21 protein-coding genes are annotated in these 25,525 nt (G+C 73.4%); 15 read left to right on the top strand and 6 right to left on the bottom strand.

The genetic code is table 11. The features are described from left to right. Positions 1 to 136: 136 nt before the first annotated feature. Genes BMZ47_RS23685 through BMZ47_RS23675 form a run of 3 tightly spaced genes read right to left on the bottom strand, consistent with a single transcriptional unit; the run spans position 137 to position 4,237 of the window. On the bottom strand, positions 137 to 1,258 hold the full coding sequence (locus tag BMZ47_RS23685; protein ID WP_091864474.1) for a glycosyltransferase: 1,122 nt from the start codon (positions 1,256 to 1,258) through the stop codon (positions 137 to 139). 8 nt (positions 1,259 to 1,266) lie between these two features. Beyond that, positions 1,267 to 2,151 (bottom strand): glycosyltransferase family 2 protein, encoded by an 885-nt coding sequence (locus BMZ47_RS23680; RefSeq protein ID WP_208601098.1) that lies wholly within the window; start codon positions 2,149 to 2,151, stop codon positions 1,267 to 1,269. 31 nt (positions 2,152 to 2,182) lie between these two features. Beyond that, positions 2,183 to 4,237: an HAD-IIB family hydrolase gene (locus BMZ47_RS23675; protein ID WP_091864459.1), complete on the bottom strand. Its 2,055-nt coding sequence runs from the start codon at positions 4,235 to 4,237 to the stop codon at positions 2,183 to 2,185. A gap of 60 nt (positions 4,238 to 4,297) precedes the next feature. Between BMZ47_RS23675 and BMZ47_RS23670 the strand changes: the two genes are divergently transcribed. Continuing rightward, positions 4,298 to 5,338: a glycosyltransferase family 4 protein gene (locus BMZ47_RS23670; protein ID WP_091864458.1), complete on the top strand. Its 1,041-nt coding sequence runs from the start codon at positions 4,298 to 4,300 to the stop codon at positions 5,336 to 5,338. Then, a complete protein-coding gene (locus tag BMZ47_RS23665) occupies positions 5,338 to 6,516 on the top strand; it encodes a glycosyltransferase family 4 protein (protein ID WP_091864457.1) in 1,179 nt (392 codons plus the stop codon). Before BMZ47_RS23670 ends, BMZ47_RS23665 begins: the two co-directional genes overlap by 1 nt. Here BMZ47_RS23665 and BMZ47_RS23660 read toward each other — a convergent pair. Continuing rightward, positions 6,504 to 7,457, bottom strand: a complete 954-nt coding sequence (locus BMZ47_RS23660; RefSeq protein ID WP_091864472.1) for a glycosyltransferase family protein — start codon at positions 7,455 to 7,457, stop codon at positions 6,504 to 6,506. The genes BMZ47_RS23665 and BMZ47_RS23660 overlap by 13 nt on opposite strands. 120 nt (positions 7,458 to 7,577) lie before the next feature. Between BMZ47_RS23660 and BMZ47_RS23655 the strand changes: the two genes are divergently transcribed. The 8 genes from BMZ47_RS23655 (at position 7,578) to BMZ47_RS23620 (ending at position 18,836) form a co-directional block, all read left to right on the top strand. Further along, positions 7,578 to 8,219, top strand: a complete 642-nt coding sequence (locus BMZ47_RS23655; protein WP_091864456.1) for a glycosyltransferase family 29 protein — start codon at positions 7,578 to 7,580, stop codon at positions 8,217 to 8,219. Further along, entirely contained in the window at positions 8,216 to 8,860 is a 645-nt protein-coding gene (locus tag BMZ47_RS23650) for a hypothetical protein (RefSeq protein WP_091864455.1), read from the top strand. The genes BMZ47_RS23655 and BMZ47_RS23650 overlap by 4 nt, the downstream gene beginning before the upstream one ends. Positions 8,861 to 9,023: 163 nt before the next feature. After that, a complete protein-coding gene (locus tag BMZ47_RS29220; RefSeq protein WP_091864471.1) occupies positions 9,024 to 11,279 on the top strand; it encodes a hypothetical protein in 2,256 nt (751 codons plus the stop codon). A 72-nt stretch (positions 11,280 to 11,351) separates the two neighbouring features. After that, positions 11,352 to 13,076 (top strand): type I secretion system permease/ATPase, encoded by a 1,725-nt coding sequence (locus tag BMZ47_RS23640; protein WP_091864454.1) that lies wholly within the window; start codon positions 11,352 to 11,354, stop codon positions 13,074 to 13,076. Beyond that, a complete protein-coding gene (locus BMZ47_RS23635; protein ID WP_007562619.1) occupies positions 13,073 to 14,389 on the top strand; it encodes an HlyD family type I secretion periplasmic adaptor subunit in 1,317 nt (438 codons plus the stop codon). Before BMZ47_RS23640 ends, BMZ47_RS23635 begins: the two co-directional genes overlap by 4 nt. Before the next feature lie 95 nt (positions 14,390 to 14,484). After that, positions 14,485 to 15,777 carry a family 16 glycosylhydrolase gene (locus BMZ47_RS23630; RefSeq protein WP_091864453.1) on the top strand — a complete coding sequence of 431 codons (1,293 nt, stop codon included), beginning with the start codon at positions 14,485 to 14,487 and terminating at the stop codon, positions 15,775 to 15,777. A gap of 257 nt (positions 15,778 to 16,034) precedes the next feature. After that, positions 16,035 to 17,405, top strand: a complete 1,371-nt coding sequence (locus tag BMZ47_RS23625) for a CHASE3 domain-containing protein (RefSeq protein WP_244536922.1) — start codon at positions 16,035 to 16,037, stop codon at positions 17,403 to 17,405. Positions 17,406 to 17,459: 54 nt separating this feature from the next. Then, complete coding sequence (locus tag BMZ47_RS23620) at positions 17,460 to 18,836, top strand: TAXI family TRAP transporter solute-binding subunit (RefSeq protein WP_091864452.1); 1,377 nt, start codon at positions 17,460 to 17,462, stop codon at positions 18,834 to 18,836. Positions 18,837 to 18,843: 7 nt separating this feature from the next. On the opposite strand, the gene BMZ47_RS23615 is transcribed toward BMZ47_RS23620, so the two are convergent. Together BMZ47_RS23615 and BMZ47_RS23610 are read right to left on the bottom strand one after the other, a co-directional pair. Then, a complete protein-coding gene (locus BMZ47_RS23615) occupies positions 18,844 to 19,626 on the bottom strand; it encodes an SDR family NAD(P)-dependent oxidoreductase (RefSeq protein ID WP_007562623.1) in 783 nt (260 codons plus the stop codon). A 157-nt stretch (positions 19,627 to 19,783) separates the two neighbouring features. Further along, positions 19,784 to 20,362: a cupin domain-containing protein gene (locus BMZ47_RS23610; RefSeq protein WP_091864451.1), complete on the bottom strand. Its 579-nt coding sequence runs from the start codon at positions 20,360 to 20,362 to the stop codon at positions 19,784 to 19,786. A gap of 188 nt (positions 20,363 to 20,550) precedes the next feature. Between BMZ47_RS23610 and BMZ47_RS23605 the strand changes: the two genes are divergently transcribed. The 5 genes from BMZ47_RS23605 to BMZ47_RS23585 all read left to right on the top strand — a co-directional run bounded on the left by BMZ47_RS23605 (position 20,551) and on the right by BMZ47_RS23585 (position 25,525). Next, positions 20,551 to 21,318, top strand: coding sequence for an ABC transporter substrate-binding protein (locus tag BMZ47_RS23605; protein WP_007562625.1), 768 nt, complete (start codon positions 20,551 to 20,553; stop codon positions 21,316 to 21,318). A 5-nt stretch (positions 21,319 to 21,323) separates the two neighbouring features. Further along, a complete protein-coding gene (locus BMZ47_RS23600; RefSeq protein ID WP_007562626.1) occupies positions 21,324 to 21,977 on the top strand; it encodes an amino acid ABC transporter permease in 654 nt (217 codons plus the stop codon). Next, a complete protein-coding gene (locus tag BMZ47_RS23595; protein ID WP_007562627.1) occupies positions 21,974 to 22,705 on the top strand; it encodes an amino acid ABC transporter ATP-binding protein in 732 nt (243 codons plus the stop codon). Before BMZ47_RS23600 ends, BMZ47_RS23595 begins: the two co-directional genes overlap by 4 nt. Before the next feature lie 8 nt (positions 22,706 to 22,713). After that, entirely contained in the window at positions 22,714 to 24,003 is a 1,290-nt protein-coding gene (locus BMZ47_RS23590; RefSeq protein ID WP_091864450.1) for an NAD(P)/FAD-dependent oxidoreductase, read from the top strand. A gap of 178 nt (positions 24,004 to 24,181) precedes the next feature. Then, the gene (locus tag BMZ47_RS23585) at positions 24,182 to 25,525 is read left to right on the top strand and encodes an APC family permease (RefSeq protein ID WP_091864449.1); all 1,344 of its coding nucleotides are present in this window, start codon (positions 24,182 to 24,184) and stop codon (positions 25,523 to 25,525) included.

Genomic DNA, 25,525 nt, shown 5'->3' with positions numbered 1-25,525 from the left:
GGCATCTTCGATTGGGCTTTGTCGTCGCCTGGGAAGGGCGCGGGTCCCCTCTCCCGCTCGGGAGAGGGGGCGCGTCGAGACCTGCAAAAGCGATTGCGCACCGAACCTGTCTCGGCGGTCGAGCGCAGGTGGCCGGTCAGGGAGGCGCGACAGGCTCCTCGGCGCCCTGCCACAGCTCGTCGGTCAGGCCTTCGAGCCAGCCGGCGGCGCGCCGGGCGGCGTCCGGGGCGTAGAGGCCGCGCAGCTCGGCGCCGTCGAGCGTCCGGGCGCGGGCCAGGAGGTCGCGCCAGCCCTGGAGGTCGCCGGGCCAGACGGGGGCCTGGACGGCGGCGCCCAGCCGGACCAGGGCCTCGGCCTTGCGGGTCTGCTCGGCGAAGTAGCGCCATTCCGGCATGACGATCAGGCGGCCGCCGACCCGGGCGACCTCGTGGACCGTGTTGTCGCCGGCCGAGGCGATCACGATGTCGGCGGCCGCGAGGTAGTCGGTCACGGAGGGCACCCAGCCCAGCTCGCGCAGGTTGGCGAAATCGGTCTCGTGGCCCTCCCGGTGGGTCGGCCCGAGGGTGAGCCACAGGGCGTCGGGCTCGGCGCGGGCCGCCACGGTGAGCGGGGCGTAGGGGGTGCCGCTGCCGCCGCCGCCGGTCACCGCCACGATGATCTCGCGCTGCTGATCGAGGCCGAGCTTGGCCCGCGCTTCTCCCCGGTCGAGGACGCGGTCGAGGCTGGTGCACAGGCCGCCGCTGTAGAAGGTCTTGGCGCGCAGGGACGCGGGATAGTCGGCCTGCTCCAGCCGGGCGTCGAACGGCGCCAGCATCCCGACGCAGGCCTCGTAGGCGCCGACATGGCCGATATCGGAGCGGTCGCCGTGCATCCGGATCTGCACCGCCGGCACGCTGGCGATCCGGGCGAGCAGCGCGATCTCGGCCGAGACGTCGACCACGAACAGGCCGACCGCGCGGTCGTCGAGATGGTCGAGGATGGTCCGCATGGTCCGGCGCATCGGGGCGAGCCCCAGGGGCACGCAATGCATCACCTGCGGGGTCGGCTCGGCGTAGAGGCGCGGGGTCGGCACCGCGGCGCCGATCATGTCGGGCAGCGGCACGATCTCGATGTCGCGCGCGAAGCCGTCGAACAGGTGCGGGCCGGCGGTCAGCACCGAGACCGGACGGTCGCGGGCGAACTCGGCGGCCACCGCCATGGTGCGGTTGGCGTGGCCCCGGCCCTGGTGGTGGACGAAGAACGCGATCGGCTTCTTCATGGTCTGCTTCACGAGAACAGGGCGTCGGGCCGCCGGGACGCGGCGATCTCCGGGGCGGTCGGCGGGCGGATCAGGCGGATCGCCGGGGCGGCGGCGTCCCACTCGATCAGCCCGGCGGCGCGGAACTGGCCGAGCCAGTAGGTCATGCACCAGCGCCCGTGCCGGGCGCGGAAGCGGGCGGCGTTGGCCAGGATCGGCGCGAAATGCTGGAGCGGCGGGACGTGGACCGGGTGGTGCTGGTGATAGGCCCGGGCGCCCGCGACCCAGTCGGTCGGCAGGCCGGTGGCGGCGAGGCGGGCGGCGAAGTCGGTCTCCTCGCCGCCATAGCCGGTAAAGCCCTCGTCCATGCCGCCGACCGAGCGCCAGGCCCGGGCCGGGAGGGCGAAGGACAGGCCCCAGAGCTGGCCGGGATCGGGCTCCCGGCGCAGGCCCGTCTCCGGCACCTTCGGCCGGGCCGGGTGCGGGCGGCCGAGGCGGTCGAGGGCCGCGTCGTCGAGATCGGACGCGTCCAGAGCCGGGCCGGCCTCCGGCGGCAGGTACAGGACCTCGCCGAGGAGCAGGCCCTCGGCGCCCGCGGCCGCGTAGGCGCCGACCAGGCCGGAGGCCGGGATGCAATCGACGTCGAGGAAGATCAGCAGGTCGCCGGCGGCGGCCTCGGCGGCGCGGTTGCGCGCGGCGGCGAGCGGCATCGGCTCGCCCGGGACGTGGAGATGGCGCACCGGGCAGCCGGGATCGGGCAGGTCCGGGATCGGCTCGGGCTGCATCCAGGCGATCACCAGCTCGCCGGGGGGCGTGCTCTGGCGGGCCAGGCCCTGCATCAGGTTGCGCAGGCTCGCCGCCCGGCCGCGCACCAGGGTGAGCACGCTCGTCGCGGGCGCCCCAGCCGGCCGCATGACAGGAGGCCGAACGTCAGGAGGCTGAATGTCAGGAGGCATGGGCCAGCATCCGGCGGAAATGCGCCACGCCCTCGATGATGCCCCGGGCATGCGAGGCCCGGGCGACGTAGGAGTGCTGCAGCGCCGCGTTGCTGGCCAGATCGTCGGAATAATTCGCCACGATGATCGCCTGCACCCGGGCGCGCAGCATCTCGACGTCGTTGCCGGAATCCCCGGCCACGAACACCGCCCGCTCCGGCAGGCCGTAGAGGGCGCGGACATGGTCCACCGCCGTGCCCTTCGAGGCCTCGGCCGGCAGGACGTCGAGGTAGCGGTCGTGGCTGTGGATCACCCGGGCGGCGAGGCCGGCCTCGGCGAGATGCGCGCCGACCCGGCGGGCGGCGGCGGCCCCGCCGAAATAGCTCAGCTTGTACGGGCGCTGCTCGAGCGGGCCCTGGGGCAGGAGGCCGTCGATGCCGGCCAGCGCCGCGCGCACCGCCGCCCGGTCCCAGCCCGCCGCGATGGTCTCGCGCCAGGCGGCGTCGGCCGTGTAGGTCACGCCGTTGGCGTCGAGATGGTAGATCTCGGAGCCGACCGAGGTGATCATCACCTGCGGCCGCGGGCTCATCTGCTGCTCCAGCACCGCCATGGCGCTGTGGAACGAGCGGCCGGTGGCGACCCCGAAGGCCAGGCCCGTCTGCTGGCTGCGCCAGCGCCGGAAGATGCCGAGCGCCGCCTCGCAGCCGACCAGGGTGTTGTCGATATCGCAGACCAGGAGCTGCCAGGGTGTCCGCAGGGGCGGCTCGGGGGCGAGCAGGGCGCGCAGCAGGGCGTGGTAGCGCGCGGCGTGCCGGTCCCAGTCATAGGCCGCCGCGGCCCGGGCCCCACCCGCCACGTAGCGGGCGCGCAAGGCAGGATCGGCCAGGATGCGCAGGCAGGCCTGCGCGATCGCCGCGGGGTCGCGGGGATCGACGAGCAGCCCGTTGCCGCAGGTCTCGACGATGTCGTTGGGGCCGCCGCTGTCGGTGGCGACGAGCGGCAGGCCGGCCGCCGAGGCCTCCAGCAGGGTCAGGCCGAAGGGCTCGTTCAGCGCCGGATTGACGAAGAGGCCGCCGCGCTCCCGGGCATAGGCGTAGATCGCCGGTGCGTCGTCGGGCCGGTGCGTCTTCGGGTAGGCCACGGACCCGTAGAGGTCGTAGCGGTCGATCAGGACCAGGAGGTCGCGCATCGTGGCGGCCATGTCGCCGTCGAGGGCGTCGATGTCGCCGCGGGTGCCGGCCACGATCACCAGGTTGGCCCGGGCCCGCAGCTCCGGGCTCTCGCCATAGGCCCGGACCAGGGCCGCGAGGTTCTTGCGCGCCACCGGCCGGGCCATCGCCAGCAGCGGCGGCTTGGCGGGATCGTGCAGGAAGCGGTCGATCAGGGCGTCGACCCGGGGATGGGGCCGGGCGGCGGCGAAGCGCGCGAGGTCGCTGCCCGGCGGCACGACGCGGACGCGGCCGGGATTGTAGGATTCGTAGCCCGCATACTGGACCTCGGCCTCGTCCCGGGAGGAGGCGATGACCAGGGTGGCCTGGGCGAGGGCGGCCTCCTCGGTGGCGATCCGGCGGGCGAGGTCGGGCGCGCCGGCGGCGTCCCCGCCGAGCATCGCCGCCTTGACCCGGCCGAGCGAGTGCGCGGTGAACACGAACGGGATCCCGAGCCGGGCCTCGACGATCGCCGCCACCGCGGCGGCGTCGGCGTAGTGGGCGTGGATCAGGTCGGGCGCGCGCGCCTGGGCGCCGATCCAGGCGACGAGGTTGTCGGCGAAGCTCGCGACCTCTTCGTGCATCGCCTCCTTGGACAGGTAGCCCGGCGCCGCGCTCGGCAGCCGCACCAGCCTGACCTTGTCGGAGATGCGCTCTTCGGGCACGGCGTAATCCGGGCCGGGCGGCCCCTGGAACAGGCGCGTGGCCACCACGATCTCGGCGACGCCGAAATCCTGCGCCGAGGCGGCGACGAGATCCAGCAGGTAGCGGATATGGCCGCCGGTATCGGCGGTGAGGCCGTAGACGACATCGCGGCCGCGCAGGCAGCCCTGCAGGGCGATGTGCAGGACGAACATCAGGCGTTTGCTGACGCTGTCGGCCGCTTCCGTGAACTTAACGTATGTGAAGAGAGCGCCGTGATCCGTGTTGCCCAGGTCGCACCGAACATTTTTCCCGTTCCCCCAAACCATCACGGCGGCACCGAGCGGGTTGTGCACGATCTCAGCACGGCGCTACGAAGCTTGGGCGTGGAAGTAACGCTATTCGCGCCCTCGGACAGTGCGACAGACTTGCCGCGCGTCGGCGATTACCCGAGTCTCGCGGCTCTCGAACAGCGTCACGGCCGGGTCGCGCCCGGGGTTCCGGCGGCGCTCGAGGCCCTGCAGCTGGAGGCTTTGCGGCGGCGGCTGCCCGATTTCGACCTCGTGCATTGCCACGGCGAGTTCGCCCATGCGGCGCTGCTCGGTGCGGCCCGAGCGCGCAGCCTGACCACGGTGCATTGGCGGGTAGACGAGCTCGACCGCGCGCTGTTCTTCGCCGGCTTCCCCGATTTGCCGGTGGCGGCGATCTCGGCGGCCCAAGCCACCGGCATCCCGGCGGCCAACCGGGCCGGGATCGTGCATCATGGCATTGCTCGGGACCGCTACGCCTTCCGGGCCGCGCCGGAGGCCCATGTCGCCTTCGTCGGGCGCCTGACCGACCAGAAGCGCCCGGACGTGGCGATCCGCGTCGCCCGGGCGGCCGGGATGCCGATCCGGCTGGGCGGCACGATCGATGTCGGCAACCCGGATTATTTCGACCGGCAGGTGCGCCCGCTGCTCGGGCCCGACGCGACCTATCTCGGGCCGGTCGACGACATTCAGAAGGGGGACCTCCTGGGCAGCGCCCGGGCGCTGCTGTTCCCGATCGACTGGCCCGAGCCGTTCGGCCTCGTGATGATCGAGGCGATGGCCTGCGGCACCCCGGTGGTGGCGTGGAACCGCGGATCGGTGCCGGAGATCGTCGAGGACGGCGTGACCGGGTTCATCGTCGAATCCGAGGCGCAGGCGACGGCGGCACTGCGCAGGATCGGCACGCTGGACCGAGCGATCGTTCGAAAGAATTTCGAAGCGCGCTTCACCGCCGAGCGCATGGCGCGCGACTACCTCGCGCTCTACCGCCGCCTGCTCGGCCGCTGATGCGCACCGCCCTCGTTGCCTGGGATTACCCGCCGGCCCCCAGCGGGTTGTCGACGGCGGCCCGCGAGATCGCCGAGAGCCTGGCCGGGGCGGGGGCGGACGTGACGGTGTTCACCCTGGACCGGACCGGCCGGGAGCGGGTCGGCGGCGTCACTGTGGTCGGCCTCGCCCTGCCGCCGGCGGGCCGGCTGGCGCGGCTGCGCCTGTGGGGGGCGATCGGCCATCTGGCGGCGCCGCTCGCCGTCCGGCGGGCGGTCCTGGCCGAGCATGCCCGGGCGCCGTTCGCCGTGGTCGAGGCGACGAACTGGTACGCCCCGGCCTTGCTGCTCGCCGGACGCCGGGACCTGCCCCTGGTGACCCGCAGCTCGACCCCCGCCGCCTTCACCCGCGACGGCACGCCCGGCCTGCGCGACCGCCTCGACGGCGCCGCCGCCGACCGCCTGGAGCGCCGGCAGGCGCGGGGCAGCGCCGGGCTGATCGCCAACACGCAGGCCCATGCGGAGGTGATCGCCCGGACCTACGGGCTGGCGGGCCGCCGGCCGGAGGCGGTGATCGGCCTGAGCCTGCCGCCGGAGATCGCGGCGGCCGCGCGGGCGGCGCCTTACCCGGACGGGGCGGGGCCGGTGCGCCTGCTCTTCGTCGGCCGGGCCGAGGCCCGCAAGGGGTTCGACGCCCTGCTCGACGCCGTTGCGATCCTGGCCGGGGAGCAGGCGCGGGGGGCGCTGCCCCCCTTCGCGCTCGACCTCGTCGGGGTGCCCCCGGGCGACCTGCCGGCCGACCTGTCCGAGGCCGCCCGGAGCCGCATCCGGGCCCGCGGCCGGATCGACGCGCGGGGCCTGGCCGAGGCCTATACGGGCGCGCAGGTCGTGCTGGCGCCCTCGCGCTACGAGAGCTTCGGCCTCGTCTACCAGGAGGCCCTGGCCTATGGCCGGCCGGTGGTGGCCTGCGCCGAGGATGCGAGCGCCCGGGCCTTCGTGGGCGTCCCGGGGGCGGGGCCGCTGGCGCGGGCGGCGACCGGCCCGGACCTCGCCGAGGCGCTGCGCCCGCTCCTGCGCGATCCCGCCCTGCGCTCGGCCTACCGAGCCCGGGCCCTGGAGGCCGCCGGCCGGTTCGACCGGGCGAGCCTCGGGCGCGAGACCCTCGCCCTCTACCGCCGGGCGATCGCTCAGGCGCGATAGGGCCGCAGCAGCGCGTCCCGTTCCTCGACCCGCCCGCGCCCCGGATCCAGCGCCTCGTAACGCTGCGAGCGCGCCCGGACATGGGCGCCGGTGAGCGCGTGGTCGATCGCCCCGTGGAGCGCGATAAAGCTCTGCTTCCAGCCGCCGGGCAGCACCGGCCGCTCGTGCACCCGGCCGGCATAGCGGATGGCCGTACGGTTCAGCCGGTACTGCACGTCCGGGTAGACATCCGACAGGGTGCCGTCGACGCGGTTGCGCCGGGGCAACCCGACCGAGACCACGTCGCCGGCCTCGGCGAGCGCCGCCAGCGCGGGGAGACGCGCGCCGGTCACGGGATTGAGGCTCTCGTCGGCGTCGAGCTGCAGCATCCAGGGGCTGCGGGCGAGGTCCTGCAGGGCGTTGCGCTGGGCGGCGAAGTCGCCGGCCAGCGGCCGGGCCGCCACCCGCACGGCGCCGGGGGAAAAGCCCGGAACCGCCACGGCCCGGGCCGGGGCAGGGGCCGCGTCGAGCAGGATCGCGACATCCGCGGCCCAGGCCGCCTGCGCCGGCAGGGCCGCCAGAACGGAATCCCGCTCGGCCGGGCGGCAGATCAGCCCGAGCGAGACCGGGCGCCGCTCGGCGCCGTCGAGGTCGTACAGGGCCCCTTCCGCGGCACGCGCGCTGTGGGGCTGCAGCAGGGCGGCACGATCCGCCGGGCCGAGGGGGCGGATGCCGCGGCCGAGGCGGGTCGCGGCGCTGCGCAGGGTGTAGAGGTCGAGGCCGTAACCCGCCTCCGGGTCGGGGACGAAGACCGGCGCGGCGAGCCGCCCGGCGAGATCCCGCCAGCATCGGTCCGGGTCCGCCTCCGGCCCGATCAGGACCCCGCAGGAGCCGCAGCCGACCGGGAACAGGCGCCGGTATCCGCCCGGGAAGTCGAGGTTCCGGGTGCTCGGCGTCAGCATGTCGGCGGCGCAGACGAAGCAGCGGCGCGGGCGCGTCACCGGGCGCTCCGGTTTGTCGCGGCGCCCTGGTGGCGCGGAGCCGGCGCCATACCTCGGCTGTTCCTCACGCCCCCATCGCCCATGCCCACCGCCATCGATCCCTCAAGCGCGGCGCGCGCAGACCCGCGCGCGTCCCTCGCCATCGTCGGCAACGCGCCCGGGATCGGCCCGGCGGCGCGCGCCATCGACGCGGCCACGCAGGTCGTGCGCTTCAACAACGCCCCCGGCTTCGGCGGGCGCACCGGATCGCGCGTCACGCATCTCGCCCTGGTCAATCGCGGCGGGCAGATGCGGGAATGGCTGGCGGATCCGGGATTCCTGGACCGTCCGGTGGTCCGGCAGGCCGAGGCGTTCATCCTGCCGTTCCCGATGCTGCCCGCGGAGGCGAACGCGCCCGAGCCGATCTGCTGGACCCGCGAGGCCCTGGCGCTGCTGCGCCCCCTCGGCAAGCCGGTCCATCTCCTGCCCGAGGCCCTGCACGCGGAGGCGCGGCGCCGCCTCGCGCCCGGCACGGAGGGATGCCCCAACCCGAGCACCGGCTTCCTGGTCAGCCTCGCGCTCCTGCGCGACCGCCCCGCGGAATCCGGCCCGGTCGACATCCACGGCTTCGGCTTCGCGGGCTGGCCCGGCCATCCCTGGGCGGCCGAGCGGGCCTGGTTCGCCGAGGCCGCGGCGGCCGGGCGCCTGCGCCTGCACCCACCCGACGCGACGGACACGCCATGACCACGCTGATCACCGTCCTGAGGAGCGGGGGCCGCTACGACGCGACCTGGGTCGAGCGCCTGGCCCGGGGCGTAGCCCGCCACGCGCCGGCCTTCGACCGGATCCTGTGCCTGACCGACCTGCCGCTGGCCGTGGCCGGGGTCGAGCGGGTGCCGCTGCGGCACGGCTGGCCGGCCTGGTGGGCCAAGATGGAGGCGTTCCGCCCGGGGCTGGCGGAGGGCACGACCCTGCTGTGCGACCTCGACACCGTCTTCACCGGCCCGGCCGACGCCCTGGCCGAGCCCGGCCTCGCCGCCATGGAGGATTATTTCCACCGCGGGCGGCTCTCCAGCGCCCTGCTGCGCTGGCACGGGGACGAGCTCGCCGGCCTCTACGCGAGCTTCGCAGCCGAGCCCGAGCGCTGGATGGCGGCCGGTTCCTGCGGCCCGGTCCCGAACGCGGTACACGGCGATCAGGTCGTCATCGATCACCTGCTTCGCCGGGACGGCCTGCGCCCGGCCTTCGTCCAGCAGCTCTACCCGGACCTGCTCGACTTCTACGACCCGCGCCGCGCCGAGCACGGCCCGGTGGTGATCTTCATCGGCGACGCCAAGCCGGACACGGCTGCCGGGCCGGTCCACGCGGCCTGGGCCGGGGCCTAGCCGACGCGGCGTCTTGGTCCCGTCCGGAACGGCCCCGGCCGAGACCGACCTTTGCTGACAGCGCCGTCGGCCGGACCAAGACAAACCTCCGTATTCAGTACCGACAGCCATCTTTGCAACCCAGAGTTGCAAAGATGGTTACTGGGTGAACCCGGAGGTGCTCATGTCGCTCTCGTCCACCGCAATCCTCAGCCCGGCGTCCCGTTCGCTCGCGTGGCTCGTCGGCCCCGAAGCGCTCCTGTCCACGACCGCCCTCTCCACCGGCCAGCTCGCGAGCCTCGGCCCGATCGCGTCGATCATCGAGGGCACCGTCGATAGCGGCTCCGCGGATGCGAGCGGATCGGCCCTGCCCGACGCGGTCAGCACCACGGCGAACCAAGTGGTGCTCGACACCCACGCGCAGCTGGAAGGGCTCGGCCACGCGGTCGCGCCGCTCAACGGACCGCTGCACGGGCTGACCAATCTCGGCGAGACCGTGGGCCTCGGCCATATCGGCGAGGCCGGCAACCTGATCACCGACCTGACCGGCGCCGTCGCCGACCCGGCCGGCGCCGGCGCGATCCCGTCGCTGCTGAGCGATGCCGGCGCCGTTACCGTGGCTGCCGGCACCCTGCTGGAATCGGTCACCGCCGTGCCGGCGAGCGGCAACGGGCTGGTCGGGGCCGGCGGGATCCTCAGCCCGGCGACCGGCATCCTCAACCAGGCCGTCCTCGACCTGCACACGACGCTGGAGGATGCCGGCCATCAGGTGTCGGTGCTCAACGCGCCGGTCCACGCGGTCACGGCGCTCGGCGAGACGATCGGCCTCGGCTATCTGGGGCAGAGCGGCAACCTCCTGACCGACACCCTGGCGCTGCCCGGATCGCTCCTGACCGGCGGCGGCCTCGCCTCGGCCAGCCCCGTCCTGTCCGATCTCGGCCACGTCCTCGGCTCGGCCGACACCCTGGTCGGCTCGGTCACCGGCGCCGCCAGCGCCGGGGGCCTGCTGTCCTCGGACGGGCTGCTGGCGCCGGTCACCAACCTGGCGAACACCGCCATCCTCGACCTCCACGCGACCCTCGAGAATCTCGGGCACGGGGTTCCGCTCCTGAACGACGCGCTCCACGGCCTGACCAATCTCGGCGAGACGATCGGCCTCGGCTATCTGGGGCAGGGCGGCAACCTCCTGACCGACGTCGCGACCCTGCCCGGCGAGCTGCTGGGCGGCCAGGGCCTCGGGGCGCTGTCGCCGATCCTCAACGATGTCGGCGCCGTGACCCACGCCGCCGGCGGCCTGCTCGGCAGCGTCACCGGCCTGCTCGGCGGGCTCAGCGGCGATGCCGGAGCGCCGGGCGGCAGCCTGCTCGCCCCGGTCACGTCGACGGTCGACGGGCTGCTGGGCGGCCACGGCGCGACGCCCCTCGACGGTCTGCTCGGCGGCTCAGGAACTCCGGCCAGCGGCCTGCTCGCCCCCGTCACGTCGACGCTGGACGGCCTGCTCGGCGGCCAGGGCGGCGGGAGCCCGCTCGACGGATTGCTCGGTGGCCTCACCGGCGGCCAGGCGGGCGGTACCGGCGCCTTGCTCGGGACCGACGCGCCGCTGCAGCCCGTGGCCGGCCTCGCCAACGGCGCGATCGACGGCATCCACGGGGTGCTGGAGCAGGTGGGCCACGACGTGCCGGTTCTGAACGAGCCGCTCCATGCCGTGATCAATCTCGGCACCACCGTGGGCCTGGGCGAGCTCGGCGAGGCGAGCAACCTCGTGACCGACGTGGTCAACCTGCCGGGCGCCGTGCTGAGCGGCAATGCGGCCCCCGCGATCGGTCAGGTGGTGGGCGATGTCGGGCAGGTCGCGGATGCGGCCGGCGGCGTGCTGGGGTCGGTGACCGGGGCCCTCTCGGGCGCCGCCACCGGCGGCACCCCGCTCGACGGCGTGCTCGGGACCGTGACCTCGGCCCTCGGCGGGTCCGGATCCGGCGGGGGCGGCGACCCGGTCGGCGGCCTGCTGGGCGGTCTCACCGGCGGCGGCTCGGGCGATGCCGGGACCCATCCGCTGATCGACGTGGCCGCGGGCCCGACCACCGCGACGCCCCTGGCCAACGCGGCGGTGCTCACCCCCGCGGCGGATCCGTCCCACACCGTCCAGGCGAGCGCCATCGCGGTGGGCGCCGACCAGCCGAGCCTCGCCACCGCCAGCCTGCTCACCGGCGACAGCATCCTGCTGCCGCAGAGCAGCGGCGGCGGCGCGGATTCCCTGGTCGGGCAGATCCTGAGCCTGGCCGCGGCGCCGCCGGCCGGAGGCGGGGAGGCGGGCGGCTCCCACGGGGCGAGCCTCGATCTCGGGATCGTCACGATCGACCTCGGCAGCCACGCCGACATCCACCACACCGATCCGACCCCGCATACGGCCACGGGCGGCCTGCACCTGCTCGGCCTGTGACGACCGAAGCCCCCGCCGCCCACGCGGCGGGGGTTCTTCTGTGAGGGCGCCGAGCCGCCGGGGGAAAGTCCTGTGACCGACGAACGCGTGTTGCGTGCTGCCAAGCGGCGGGAATTCTGGGCCGCGATCCGGGCCGGGCGCACCGCCCTGATCACCGTGATGATCGTCAGCGGCTTGATCAACCTGCTGATGCTGACCGCCCCGATCTTCATGCTCCAGGTCTACGACCGGGTCCTGCCGAGCCGGAGTATCGCCACCCTGGTCGGGCTCGCCGGCATCGCCCTGATGCTGTTCCTGATCCAGAGCGTGTTCGAGGTGTTCCGCGCCCGGATCCTGTCGCGGTTCGGCCGCCTCGTGGACGAGCGCCTCGGCCCGCGGATCTTCCGGACCCTGCTGGCGCGCGGCTCCGAGACGCCCCGCGGCGACGACGGCCCCCAGGCGCTGCGCGACCTCGACACCGTGCGGGGCTTCGTGTCGAGCCTGGCGCTCACCGCCTTCTTCGACCTGCCCTGGGTGCCGCTCTACATCGCGGTCTGCTTCCTGTTCCATCCCTGGCTCGGGGCCGCGATCGCGGGGGGCGCCCTGTTCCTGTGCGTGCTGACGGTCCTGACCGACTGGGCCTCCGCCGAGACCACCCGGGAGAGCGTGCGGGTCGCCGGCGAGCGCCGCGCCTTCACCGACATGGCGCACCGGACGGCGCCGCTGCTCTGCGCGCTGGGCATGCGCGCGCGGGTAGCCGACCTCTGGCAGGTCCGGACCCGCAAGAACCTCGACGTCGCCACCTCCGGCAACGACCTCGCCATCGGCTTCGGCGCGGTGGCCCGCCTGCTGCGCACGGTGCTGCAATCCGGGATCCTGGGGCTCGGCGCCTACCTGGTGGTGCGCGAGGAGGCTACCGCCGGGGTGATGCTGGCCGCCACGATCCTGTCGGCCCGGGCGCTGGCCCCGGTGGATCTCGCCATCGCCAACTGGAAGTCGTTCTCGGCCGCCCGGCAGGCCTGGAGCCGGCTCGTGGCGTTCCTGCCCGGGCGGGAGCCGGAGGCCCTGACGCCCCTGCCGGCGCCCCGGGAGAGCGTGCGGGTGACCGCCCTGTCGATCGCCGCCCCCGGGACCGACAGCCTGAGCCTGCACGACGTCAATGTCGCCCTCGCCCCCGGCAGCGCGCTCGGGGTGATCGGGGCCAGCGGCTCGGGCAAGTCCACCTTCGCCCGGGCGCTGGTCGGCCTGGCCCGACCGGTCCGCGGGGTGATCCGCCTCGACGGCGCGGCGATCGACCAGTGGGATCCCGACGCCCTCGGGCGCGCCGTCGGCTACCTGCCGCAGGACATCGAGATGTTCGACGGCACCATCGCGGAGAACATCACCCGGTTCGACCCGGCCCCCGACCCGGAGGCCCTGCAATCGGCCGCCAAGGCGGCGGGGGTCCACGAGGTCGTGCTGCGCCTGCCCGGCGGCTACGACGCCCGGGTCGGCGCCGGCGGGCTCGGCCTGTCGGGCGGCCAGCGCCAGCGGATCGCGCTGGCCCGGGCGCTCTACGGCGACCCGTTCCTGGTGGTGCTCGACGAGCCCAATTCCAACCTCGACGTCGACGGCGACCGCGCCCTGTCGGCCGCCGTGCAGGGCGTGCGCGCCCGGGGCGGCATCGTGGTGGTGATCGCCCACCGGCCGAGCGCGCTGGCCGCGGTCGACCGCATCCTGGTCCTGGGCGAGGGCCGCGTGCGGCTGCACGGGCCCCGCGACGAGGTCCTGGCGCAGCTCGGCGCCCTGACCCGGCAGACACCCACGAGGGTCGCATGACGCGGAACCAGGCCACCGACGACCCGACCCGCGAGACCCGGCGCTCGCTCCGGCGGCACGTCGTCGGCGTCGCCGCGGTGATCGTGCTGGCCACCGGCACCGGCGCCTGGACCGCCGCCACCGAGCTGTCCGGGGCGATCATCGCCACCGGCTCCCTGGTGGTCGAGAGCAACATCAAGAAGGTCCAGCACCCGACCGGCGGCGTGGTCGCCGAACTGCCGATCCAGGAGGGCGCCCGCGTCCAGGCCGGCGACCTGCTGGTCCGGCTCGACGCCACCACCACCCGGGCCACCTACGACAGCGTCACCAAGAGCCTGTGGGAGATCGCCGCCCGCAACGCCCGCCTGGAGGCCGAGCGCGACGGCCGCGACGAGCCCGCCTTCCCGGCCGAGCTGGCCGGGGCCGGGCCCGACGTCGCCCGGATCGTCGACGGCGAGCGCAAGCTGTTCCGCTTCCGCCGCGACGCGCTCCAGGGCCAGAAGGCGCAGCTGCGCGAGCGGATCGGCCAGCTGCGCGAGGAGATCAAGGGCCTGGTCGAGCAGGCTGCCGCCAAGGAGCAGGAGACCGCGATCATCGGCCGGGAATACGAGGGCGTCGAGGATCTCTGGCGGAAGAACCTGATCCAGCTGACCCGGCTCACCAGCCTGCAGCGGGACATGTCCCGGCTCAAGGGCGAGCGCGGGGTCCTGGTGGCCAACATCGCCCAGGCCAAGGGCAAGGTCTCGGAGACCGAGCTGCAGATCATCCAGCTCGAGCAGAACCTGCGCAGCGACGTCGCCAAGGAGCTGGCCGAGAACCGCGCCAAGGCCGCGACCCTGACCGAGCAGCGGATCGCCGCCTTCGACCAGCTGCAGCGGATCGAGATCCGCGCGCCGCAGACCGGCTACGTCCACGAGCTCGCGGTCCATACCCGCGGCGGCGTGATCGCCCCGGGCGAGCCGATCATGCTGATCGTGCCGAACGCCGATTCCCTAGTGGCCGAGGTCCGGGTCGCCCCCCAGGACATCGACCGGCTGCAGACCGGCCAGGCCGCGGGCCTGCGCTTCCCGAGCTTCGACCAGCGGACCACGCCGGAACTCAACGGCCGCGTCACCCGGATCGCGGCCGATGTCAGCGAGGACAAGCGGACCGGCAGCTTCTACTACCTGGTGCGCCTGGGGGTGACCAAGGACGAGCTCGGCCGCCTCGACGGCGCCAAGCTGATGCCCGGCATGCCCGTGGAGGCCTTCATCCGGACCGCCGACCGGACGGTGCTGTCCTACCTCACCAAGCCCCTGGTCGATCAGGCCCGCCGGGCGTTTCGCGAGAAGTAGGGCCGTCCGGGGCCGTTCGGCAGGACTTTTGCAACTCCTGATTGTATACAGGGCTTGTTCCTGCAGAACTCGGCGGAACCGACGGGCCAGCCACGATGCCGATCGACCCCAAGAACCTCGCGCAGACCGCGACCCTGACCTACAGCGCCGAGTTCGACACGTTCCAGCTCTGGAACGGAACCGCGGGCCTCGACACGGCGGGCGGGCCGCAATGGGGCAGCTACGTCACGGCCACCGGGACGCGGCCGTTCAACCAGGAGCAGGAATGGTACCTCCGGGCCGACCATGGCGTCGGCGGGGGCGGCGCGGCGCTGCCGAACCCGTTCAGCGTCCAGAACGGCGTCCTGACCATCACGGCCGCGCCCTCGGACCCGGCGCTGCTGCCGGATCTCGGCGGCCAGCCCTACACGTCCGGGATGATCAACACGTCCCACAGCTTCAGCCAGACCTACGGCTACTTCGAGATGCGGGCCGAGCTGCCGGCCGGGCAGGGGATGTGGCCGGCCTTCTGGCTGCTCGCCAAGGACGGGTCCTGGCCGCCCGAGATCGACGTGATGGAGATGCTCGGGCACGAGCCCGGCAGGCTCTACACCAGCGTGCACAGCCTGGAACCCGGCCAGACCGCCGGCGACCACACCCTGGCCCAGGCCTCGACCCAGGTCGCCGACATGAGCGACGGCTTCCACACCTACGGGGTCGATTGGGGGCCCGACAGCCTGGCCTTCTACTTCGACAGCCGGGAGGTCTTCCGCACGCCCACCCCGACCGGCCTGGACAAGCCGATGTACATGATCGCCAACCTGGCGGTCGGCGGCACGTGGCCGGGGGATGCCGACGCGACGACGCCGTTCCCGGCCCAGATGAACATCGACTACCTGCGCGCCTACCAGGCCAACCCGAACGCGAGCGCCCCCCTGGAGCCGGTCTTCCACTTCTACGACCCGTCCACCGGCCAGCACCTCTACACCGCCAGCACGGCGGAGCGGGACGCGCTGAAGACGTCGCCATCGGCCTACGCGTATCAGGGGGTCGGCTGGGCCGCCCCCACCGGGTCGGACGGCACCACGGACGTGTTCCACTTCACCAACGCGGCGACGGGCGACCATTTCTACACGGCCAGCGCGGCGGAACGGGACGGCCTGATCGGCTCCGGTTCGGGCTACCGCTACGAGGGCGTCGCCTTCGAGGCTTACACGGATCCGTCCGCCGCCGGATGGGCCGCGATGAACATCGAGCGGTTCGTCAACACCGAGAGCGGCCGCCACTACTATGCGTCGAGCGCCGCGGAGATCACCTATATCGAGCAGGGCCACGCCGGCACCGGCTGGATCGACGAGGGCCACGCCTTCACGCTGCACGCCCCGACCCAGAGCATGTTCGGCCTCTAACGGCCGGGGAGGGGGCGGCCCGCCCGGATCACGATTGCGGCAGCACGGGCCGAAAACCCCCGTCCGCCGTGATGTTGGCCCGAGGGAGCGGGAACCATCGCCGGGGCCGTCTTTTGTGCTGGCGGTTCCACCCGTCGGCCCGGTCCGGATCGTCCGCCGCCCCCCTCGAGACAGGAGATCGCCGTGCCCGCGGCGCGGAGCGCGACCATGCGCGAGCCCCTACGGCCAGCGGCCCCGGCCCGCGGGATCGCCGGCGCGTGGACGGCCCCGTCCTGCGCGGCCCCGTCCTGCGCGGTTTCGGCGTGACCGCGCGGCGCGCCCTCCAGGTGATCGCGCAGCTGCCCGGGCGCTCGAAGACCGTCGACCGGATGATCGCCGGCCTCGCCGTGATCCTGGCGATGCTGGGCATCGCGGTGGGCGCCTCGGTCTACCAGCAGCGCGGCAGCGAGGCCGTGCGCCACGCCCTGGCGGTGGAGGGCCGCCTCGGGCGCGTGCTGTCGGCGGTCCAGGACGCCGAGACCGGGCAGCGCGGCTACCTGCTGACCGGGGACGAAGACTTCCTGCAGCCGTTCCGGGCCGGCCGCTCCAAGGTCAACGGCGAGATCGCCCGGCTGCACGACCTGCTCCGGGACGACGACAGCCAGCGCGCCGAGCTCGACGGCCTGATCCTGCTGATCCGGGAGAAGCTCGGCGAGCTCGGCACCACGATCGACCTGCACCGGGGCGGCGATCCCGAGGCGAGCCGGACCCTCGTCCGCGAGGGCAGGGGGCGCCGCCTGATGGACGAGATCCGCACGGTCGTGCGCCGGATGGAGGCCCAGGAGGCGGCCCAGATGGAGCGGCGCCAGGCGGCGGTGTCCCGGATCGCGCTGCTGATCTGGGCGGCCCTCGCCGGGCTCGTCCTGGTGCTGATTCTGTTCGCGGTCTCGGCCATGCGCGAGGCCGGGCGGCGGCGCCGGCTGTCGCGTTTCCTGCCGCGGGAGCTGGTCGCGCGCCTGGCCGACGACGACGGCAGCCTGCGGGCGGGCCGGCGGCAGCAGGCGGTCATCGCCTTCGTCGACATGCGCGGCTCCACCGCCCTGGCCGAGCGCCTCGACCCGCAGCAGCTCTCGGCCTTCCTGTCCGCGTTCCGGCGGCGGGTGATGCGCATGGCCCGGCTGCACAACGGCGTCGTCGACAAGTTCATCGGCGACGGCGCCCTGGTGGTGTTCGGCCTGCCCGAGGCGCGCGCCGACGACGCCGCCCGGGCGGTGGCCTTCGCCCGGGACCTGGTCGAGGTCATCGCCCGCTGGAACCTCAAGGGCGAGCACGAAGCCGCGGTGCGGATCGGCGTCGGCCTCCATTGCGGCGAGGTGTTCAGCGGGATCATCGGCGAGGAGGCGCGCTACGAGTTCACCGTCCTGGGCGACACGGTGAACGTCGCGGCCCGCCTGGAGCAGGCGACCAAGGCCCACGGCGTCCCGATCCTGGCCTCGGACGCCGTCCGGCGCGCCGCCGGCTCGGCGAAAGCCCTGTGGCGGGAGGTCAGCCGCGAGCCCCTGCGCGGCCGACGGGAGCCGATGGCGTATTTTTCCGTCGAGCCCCCGGTCCAGGCCGCGCCCGAACCGGTCCCCGGGATGGCGCTTTAGGCGCCTTTCAAGCCGCGCCGGCCGGCGGCGCGGACGCGACCAACCGAGGGGCCGATGCCGACCGACCTGTCCTGGCTGCTGCGCCGCGAGACCCTGCTGGCCGGGGCGGTCGCGATCCTCGGCACGGCGGCTCTGGCCGCCTGGTACCTGCTGCAGGCGACCGTGCTGACCGTCGCGGTCGCCCCCCGGGACGGGACCGAGCCCGGCCTGATCAAGGCCTACGCGGACGCCCTGGATTCGGGCAGCACCGGCCTGCGTCTCAAGATCCTCGCCTTCGACGACGTACGCGAGAGCGCCGCCGCCCTGCAGGACGGGCGCGCCGATCTGGCTGTCGTCCGGCCGGACGTGCTGCTGCCGACCAACGGGCTGACCCTGGCGATCCTGCGCGACCAGGCGATGATCATCGCCTCCCCCGAGCAGGCCGGCATCAAGGATTTCCCGCACCTGGCCGGCAAGCGGCTCGGCATCGGCGCGCACCGGGACGCCGATATCTGGCTGCTCAAGAGCCTCCTCGGCTATTACGGGCTGAGCCTGGAGCCGGGGGCGGGGGGCGGACCCGGCGACCGGGCGGTCGTGCTGGTGCCGGTGGCCGAGGACGCGGTGGCCGGGGCGCTGCGCGAGAAGCGGATCGACGCCTTCATCAGCATCATCGCTCCTTCCGCCCCCAAGGCCCTGGACCTCGTCGCCGCGGTCCGCTCGGTGGCGCGCGGCGGCAAGGTCGAGTTCGTCGCCGTCGAGGACGACGACGCCGTGATCGAGCGCTTCCCCAAGCTCCAGGCGGTGGCAATCCCGGGCGGCCTGTTCGGCGGCCGGCCGAAGCTGCCGGCCGACGACGTGAAGACGGTGGGCGCCTCGTACCGCCTGATGGCCCGCGCCTCCCTGAGCCGCGCCGTGGCGGCCGACATGACGCAGCAGCTGTTCGAGAAGCGCACGGAAGCCGGCCACGCCACGGAAGCGGCCGACTACGTCCAGGCCCCGTCCTACGAGACCACGGTTGCGGCGACCAGCGCCCGGATCCCGATCCATCCGGGCGCGCTCGACTATTACGAGCGCGAGCAGCACGGCTTCGTCGAGCGCTACGGCGACACCCTCTACCTGCTCGGCGCGCTGGCCGGCGGCCTGGTCTCGGTCCTGGCCTGGATCCGGCAGCGCCTGGCCGGCCTGCGCCGGGAGCACGTCGACGAGATCGTGGAGCGGCTCCTGGAGATCGCCGAGCAGGCCCGGGCCGCCCGGGACCCGGCGGCGCTTGCCGGGCTGGCCCGCGAGGTAGACCGCCTGGCCGCCGACGCCGTCCGCTACGCCCGCGAGCGGGCGCCGGACGCCGCGACGATGTCGGCCGTCGCCATCGCCCTCGACACCGCCCGGGCGACGATCGCGGATCTGCGTCCGGGCGCCGCGGGGCGGGGGGCGCCGTCCGGGGCGCAGGGTTGAGCGGCGCTCAGTCCCGCCGCGCGCCGCGCAGGGTCTTCAGGCCGATGCCGGTGGCCTCGAAGCCGCCATCCACGGCGAGCTGCTGGCCGGTGACGAAGGAGGCCCGCTCGGAGCACAGGAACACGATCGCCTCCGCGAGCTCGGTCTCCAGGCCGTAGCGCCCGAGGGGCACGGCGTCGTGGTAGTCGGCGCGGATCTCGGGGCTGTGGACCGCCTTGGCCATCGCGGTGTCCACCGGGCCTGGGGCGACCGCGTTCACCCGGATGCCGAACTGCGCCAGCTCGACGGCCTGCTGCTTGGTGAGCTGCGCCAAAGCCGCCTTGCTGGTGCCGTAGGCCGTCCGCAGCGTCGAGGCGCGCAGGCCCGAGATCGAGGTGATGTTCACGATCGCGCCGCCGCGCGCGGCGAGCAGCGGCACGGCCGCCTGCGTGCACAGGAACGGCCCCGACAGGTTCACGGCCAGAACCCGCGACCAATCCGCGAAGGTGGTCTCCATCATCGGCTTGAAGATCGCGATCCCGGCATTGTTGACCAGCGCGTCGAGGCGGCCGAACCGGTCGGCGACCTGCCGCATCGCGCCCGCCACCGCCTCCGGGTCGGAGACGTCTGCGGTGATCGCCAGCACCGCGTCGGGCCGGCCGAGCCCGGCGGCGGCGGCGTCCACGCCCGGCCCGTCGATGTCGAGCAGGGCGACCCGCCATCCCTCCGCGAGGAACCGGGTCGCGGCGGCGAGCCCGATGCCGCGGGCCGCCCCCGTCACCAGCGCGGTCCGGTCCTGGGTGTCGCTCATGGGTCGTGTCCGTCGGCGAGGGCCGCCCGAAGGCGGCGGAGGGGATCGGTTCGGGCGGGCCGTGGAGGTCCCGCACGCGGGAAACCGTTATTGCCGGTGCAACCGGAAGCGTGAAGGGGCGATGCGACTCCCCGGGGCTGGCCTCAGCCGCCGGCGCTCACGGACCGGCCGGTCGCTCCCCCGCCAACGCGTTGACCCACAGGACGACGGCGCGCGCCCGGCCGTCGGGATTGGCGAACCGGTGCGGCCGATGGCTGGCGAAGCGGAAGCTGTCGCCGGCCGCGAGTTCCAGCGTGCGGGCCTCGACGACCAGGGTCAGGCGCCCCTCCAGCACCAGGCCGGCCTCCTCGCCGTCGTGGCTGAACAGCTCGTCGCCGGTGCTGGCCTTCGGCTCGAGCACCATGTGGAACAGGCTGAGGCTCTGCGGCCCCCCGGCGGGCGTCAGCAGCTGCTTGGTGATCCCGGCGCGCCAGAGCTTGAGCTCGGCCCGGTCCCGCTCGAACACCACGATCGGGTCGGGATCCTTCTCGGACGGGGCCCCCTCGAACAGGCCGCCGATCCCGGTCTGGAGCGTGTCGGCGAGCAGGGCCAGGACGCGCAGCGACGGCGAGGACAGGCCGCGCTCCACCTGGCTGATGAAGCCGATCGACAGCCCGGTGCTGGCCGCGACCTTCTCGAGCGACAGGCGCCGCTCCTGGCGCAGGGCCCGCAGCCTTTGGCCCACGGCCCGGTCCACCGGATCGGCGCCTGTCGGTTCGACTTTGGGCCTGCTCACCGCAGCGTCATCCTGGAGACTCCGGGGCATCTTCATGCACGTGAAATCACCTTGCGTCGAGCCGCGAACCGTGCGGTAATCTTCACAGATATGAAAACAGAAGAGCGATAGCGCAACGCCGCGCTATGCCAGTGTCGAGGATCCGCGCCATGAGACGCCTGCTTCCGAGCCTGTGCCTGAGCCTCGCCCTGTTGATCCCCGGCCCGGCCCGGGCCGAGCCGCCCCTGCGGGTCGGCGCGACGCCCACCGGCCTGCCCTTCACCTTCCTCGACACCAAGACCAACACGATCCAGGGGGTCATGGTCGACCTCGTGAACGCGGTTGGCAAGGAGGCCGGCTTCGCCGTCGCGGTGGAACCGCTGCAATTCTCGACGCTGATCCCGGCGCTCACCGCCTCGAAGATCGACATCATCTCGGCGGCGATGTTCATCACCCCCCAGCGCAAGGAGGTCGTGGCCTTCTCGGCGCCGGTCTACAGCTACGGCGAGGGGCTGATCGTCCCGAAGGCCGACACGAAGGACTACACCTCCTTCGCCGACCTCAAGGGCGAGACCGTGGGCGCCCAGGTCGGCACCGCCTTCGTCGAGCCGCTGAAGAAGTCCGGCCTGTTCGCCGAGGTGAAGATCTACGACGCGATCCCGGACATCATCCGCGACGTGAATTCCGGGCGGCTCAAGGCCGGCTTCGCCGACGCGCCGATCCTGGCCTACTACGTCAAGCAGGGGATGTTTCCCGGCGTCCGGCTGGTCGAGAGCCTCAAGCCGAGCGTGGTCGCCGCGGTGGGGATCAGCGTGCGCAAGGCCGACACCGCCCTGCTCGCCAAGATCGACGCGGCTCTGGCCAAGCTGAAGGCCGACGGGACGCTGGAGAAGATCCTGACGAAGTGGGGTCTGCCGCCCTCCGCCGACCGGTCCTGAGCTTCATGCGCGAGTTCCTCGCCGACGCGCAGGATTATCTGCCGATCCTGTTCCAGGGCGTGCAGCTCACGGTCCTGATCACCCTGGCCTCCCTGGTGGTCTCGACCCTGCTCGGCCTGTTCTGGGCGGTGCTGCGGGTCTCCGGCATCGCCGTGCTGGCCGGTTTCAGCGCGGTGATGATCAACATCCTGCGCGGCATCCCGATCATCGTGCAGCTGTTCTACATCTACTTCGTGCTGCCGGATTTCGGCCTGTCGCTCACCGCGGTCCAGGCGGCGATCATCGGGCTCGGGATCGCCTATTCGGCCTACCAGGCCGAGAACTTCCGGGCCGGCATCGAGGCGGTGGATCGCGGGCAGGTCGAGGCGGCGCTCTCGATCGGCATGGGCTGGTGGATGACCATGCGCCGGGTGATCCTGCCCCAGGCGGTCAAGATCGCGCTGCCGCCCTACGGCAACATCATGATCATGATGCTCAAGGATTCGTCCCAGGCCTCGACCATCACGGTCGCGGAGCTGGCGCTCCAGGGCAAGCTCATCGCCTCCTCGACCTTCAAGAACACCAGCGTCTACACGATGGTGGCGCTGATGTACCTGGCGCTCAGCCTGCCGCTGATCCTCCTGGTGCGCCACCTCGAAGCGAAGGGGCGCCACCGGTGATCGTCCTCCAGGATGTGCGCAAGCATTACGGCTCGCTCGAGGTGATCAAGGGCGTCTCGGCCGAGGTCGCCAAGGGCGAGGTGGTCTGCATCATCGGGCCGTCGGGCTCCGGCAAGTCGACCCTGCTCCGCTGCATCAACGGGCTCGAAGCCTATGACGGCGGCGAGATCCGGGTCGACGGCCAGCGCGTCGACCGGGACAAGCGCAGCATCCAGACGATCCGCACCCGCGTCTCGATGGTGTTCCAGCGCTTCAACCTGTTCGCCAACCGCACCGCCCTGGAGAACGTGGTCGAGGGGCCGGTCCACGTGAAGCGGGAGCCCCGCGCCGAGGTCGAGGAGCGGGCGCGGGCGCTGCTCGCCCGGGTCGGCCTCGCCGGCAAGGAGCATGCGCGGCCCAGCGAGCTGTCGGGCGGCCAGCAGCAGCGCGTCGCCATCGCGCGGGCCCTGGCGATGCGCCCCGAGGCGATCCTGTTCGACGAGCCGACCTCGGCGCTCGATCCCGAACTCGTCGGCGACGTCCTGCGGGTGATGCGCGGGCTGGCCGACGAGGGCATGACCATGCTGGTCGTGACCCACGAGATGGGCTTCGCCCGGGAGGTCGCCGACCGGGTGCTGTTCCTCGACGGCGGACGCCTGGTCGAGCAGGGCCCGGCCGCCGAGATCCTCAACCGTCCGCAGCACCCGCGCACCCAGGACTTCCTGCAGCGCGTGCTGCATCCGCTCTAGGGATCCCCGTGGCCGAACCGTTTCCCCTCGCGCCGTCGCTCTGGGCCACCACCGCGCCGCCCGGACCCGAGACGCCGCCGCTGACCGAATCCGGGCAGGCGGACGTCGTCATCGTCGGCGGCGGCTTCTGCGGCCTCTCGACCGCCTTGCACCTGGCCGAGCGCGGGATCCGGCCGGTGGTGCTGGAGGCCCGCGAGGTCGGCTTCGGCGGGTCCGGGCGCAACGGCGGCCAGGTCATCCCGGGGCTGAAATACGATCCCGCCGACCTCGTCGCCAAGTTCGGGCCCGAGCGCGGCGAGCGGCTCGCGCGCTTTGCCGGCAGCACTGCCGACACGGTCTTCGACCTGATCGCCCGCCACGCGATGGACGTGCCGCACCGGCGCGCCGGCTGGATCCAGGGCGCCCATACCGAGGCCGGGCTCGCCGAGGTCGCGCGCCGGGCGGAGCAATGGGCCGGCCTCGGCGCGCCGACCCGGGTCCTCGACCGATCCGAGACCGCGCGGCTCCTCGGGACGGAGCGGTACCTGGGCGGCTGGCTCGACGGCCGCGGCGGCGCGATCCAGCCGCTGAGCTACGCCCGCGGCCTCGCCCGCGCCGCGCTGAAGGCCGGTGCCGTGATCCATGGGCAAACGCCTGTCACCGGCCTGTCCCGCAGCGGATCGACCTGGACCGTCACCACCGGGCAGGGCGCCCGGCTCTCGACCGAGCGGGTCGTCCTGTGCACCAACGGCTATACCGGCGGCCTGTGGCCGGGGCTGGCGCAGACCGTGATCGCGGCCAACTCCTTCCAGGTCGCCACGAAGCCGCTCTCGGACAACCTGCGCCGCTCGATCCTGCCGGAGGGCCAGGTCTCCTCGGACACGCGCAAGCTGCTCCTGTATTTCCGCCTGGACCATACCGGCCGCCTGCTGATGGGCGGCCGCGGCCCGTTCCGCGAGCCGCGCACGCCCCGGGACTGGGCGCATCTCGAGCGCATCGTCGGCAAGCTGTTCCCGCAGCTCGACGGCACCGCGTTCGACCACCGCTGGTGCGGCCGCGTGGCGATCACGCAGGATTACCTGCCCCATCTCCACGAGCCCGCCCCCGGGCTCCTGATCGACATCGGCTGCCAGGGCCGCGGCGTCGGCCTGCAATCCACCATGGGGCGAGCGATCGCCCAGTACATCGCCACCGGCGACGCCGACAGCCTGCCGCTGCCGCTGACGCCGATCGCGCCGCTGCCGATGCACGCGTTCCACCGCCTCTACGTCTCGGCGATCATCGCCTGGTACCGGCTCAGCGACGGCGGCATCCGCTAGGCCGCCCGATGGCGAATGCCGCCCCGCACGCGGCAAACGGCCACCCCGGCGGGTGCCCATATCGATTACTGCGCGTCATCCGGGATCGATCGGCGCGATGACAGTCTTGCCCTGACGAGACCGTCCGGGCTCCCGTCGAGCGCCGCGTTCCGGTGTCGGACCATGGCGGACAGGAGTCATGACCGACAGATCGAGCGCCGCGCGAGCCGCCCCGGCCGTCTCCACCCTGGCGGCGACGTCGATCGTGGTGTCCGACATGATCGGCATCGGGGTCTTCACGAGCCTCGGCTTCCAGGTGACGGACATCCCGTCCGGGTTCACGGTGCTGCTGCTGTGGCTCGTCGGCGGCGTGGTCGCCCTGTGCGGGGCGCTCTGCTACGCCGAGCTCGCCACGATGTTTCCCCGCTCCAGCGGCGAGTACAATCTCCTCACGCGGATCTACGGCCCGGCCGTCGGGTTCATGGCCGGCTGGCTCTCGGCCACCGTCGGGTTCTCGGCGCCGGTGGCGCTCGCCGCCATGGCGCTCGGCCAGTACGGCAAGGCGATCCTGCCCGGCGCCCCGCCGCTGCTGCTCGGCCTGGCGGCGATCTGGATCGTCTCGCTCGTGCACCTGCGCGGGACGCACCACAGCAGCGCCTTCCAGATCGGGTTCACGCTGCTCAAGCTCGCGCTGATCGCGGCCTTCATCGGGGTGGGCTTCGCCCGCGGCGGCGGCCAGGGGGGCGGCTTCTCCCCCGCCGCCTTCGATCCGGCGCAGGTCGTCAGCGCCGGCTTCGCGATCAGCCTGGTCTTCGTGATGTACGCCTATTCGGGCTGGAACGCCGCGACCTACATCGTCGGCGAGCTCGCCGACCCGCCGCGCAGCCTGCCGCGGGCGCTGGTCGCCGGGACCGGCCTCGTCGTCGCGCTCTCCGTCGCGCTGAACGCGGTGTTCCTCTACACGACCCCCGTGGCGGACCTCGCCGGCCAGGTCGAGGTCGCGCTGATCGCCGGCCGTCACGTCTTCGGGGAGGCGGGCGGGCGCATCGTCGGCGCGCTGATCTGCGCCGGGCTGATCCCGACGATCAGCGCGATGATGTGGATCGGCCCGCGCGTGACCGTGGCGATGGGCGAGGACATGCCGCTGCTGCGCCTGTTCGCGGGCCGCTCGGGGCGCGGCGTGCCGAATGCCGCGCTTCTCCTCCAGGCCTGTATCGCCACGATCCTGCTGTTCACGCAGAGCTTCGAGGCGGTGCTCGACTTCATCCAGTTCAGCCTGATCCTGTGCTCGTTCCTGACCGTGATCGGGCTGATCAAGCTCCGGATCACGCGGCCCGACCTGCCCCGGCCGTTCCGGGCCTGGGGCTACCCGATCACGCCGCTGATCTTCCTGGCGGTCACGCTGTTCATGCTGGTCCACCTCGTCGCCGTCCGGCCGCTCCAGTCACTTGCGGGCCTGGCCCTGATGCTGGCGGGGCTCGTGCTGTACGGCGTCGCGACGGCGTGGGGGCGGAGGACGGCGCGCCGCGCCCCTCCGCGCTGA

Source organism: Methylobacterium brachiatum (assembly GCF_900113845.1).
In the GTDB taxonomy this organism is placed as follows: domain Bacteria; phylum Pseudomonadota; class Alphaproteobacteria; order Rhizobiales; family Beijerinckiaceae; genus Methylobacterium; species Methylobacterium brachiatum.
The sequence above is the reverse complement of the archived record's forward strand: the minus strand, read 5'-3'. Positions and strand labels throughout refer to the sequence as shown.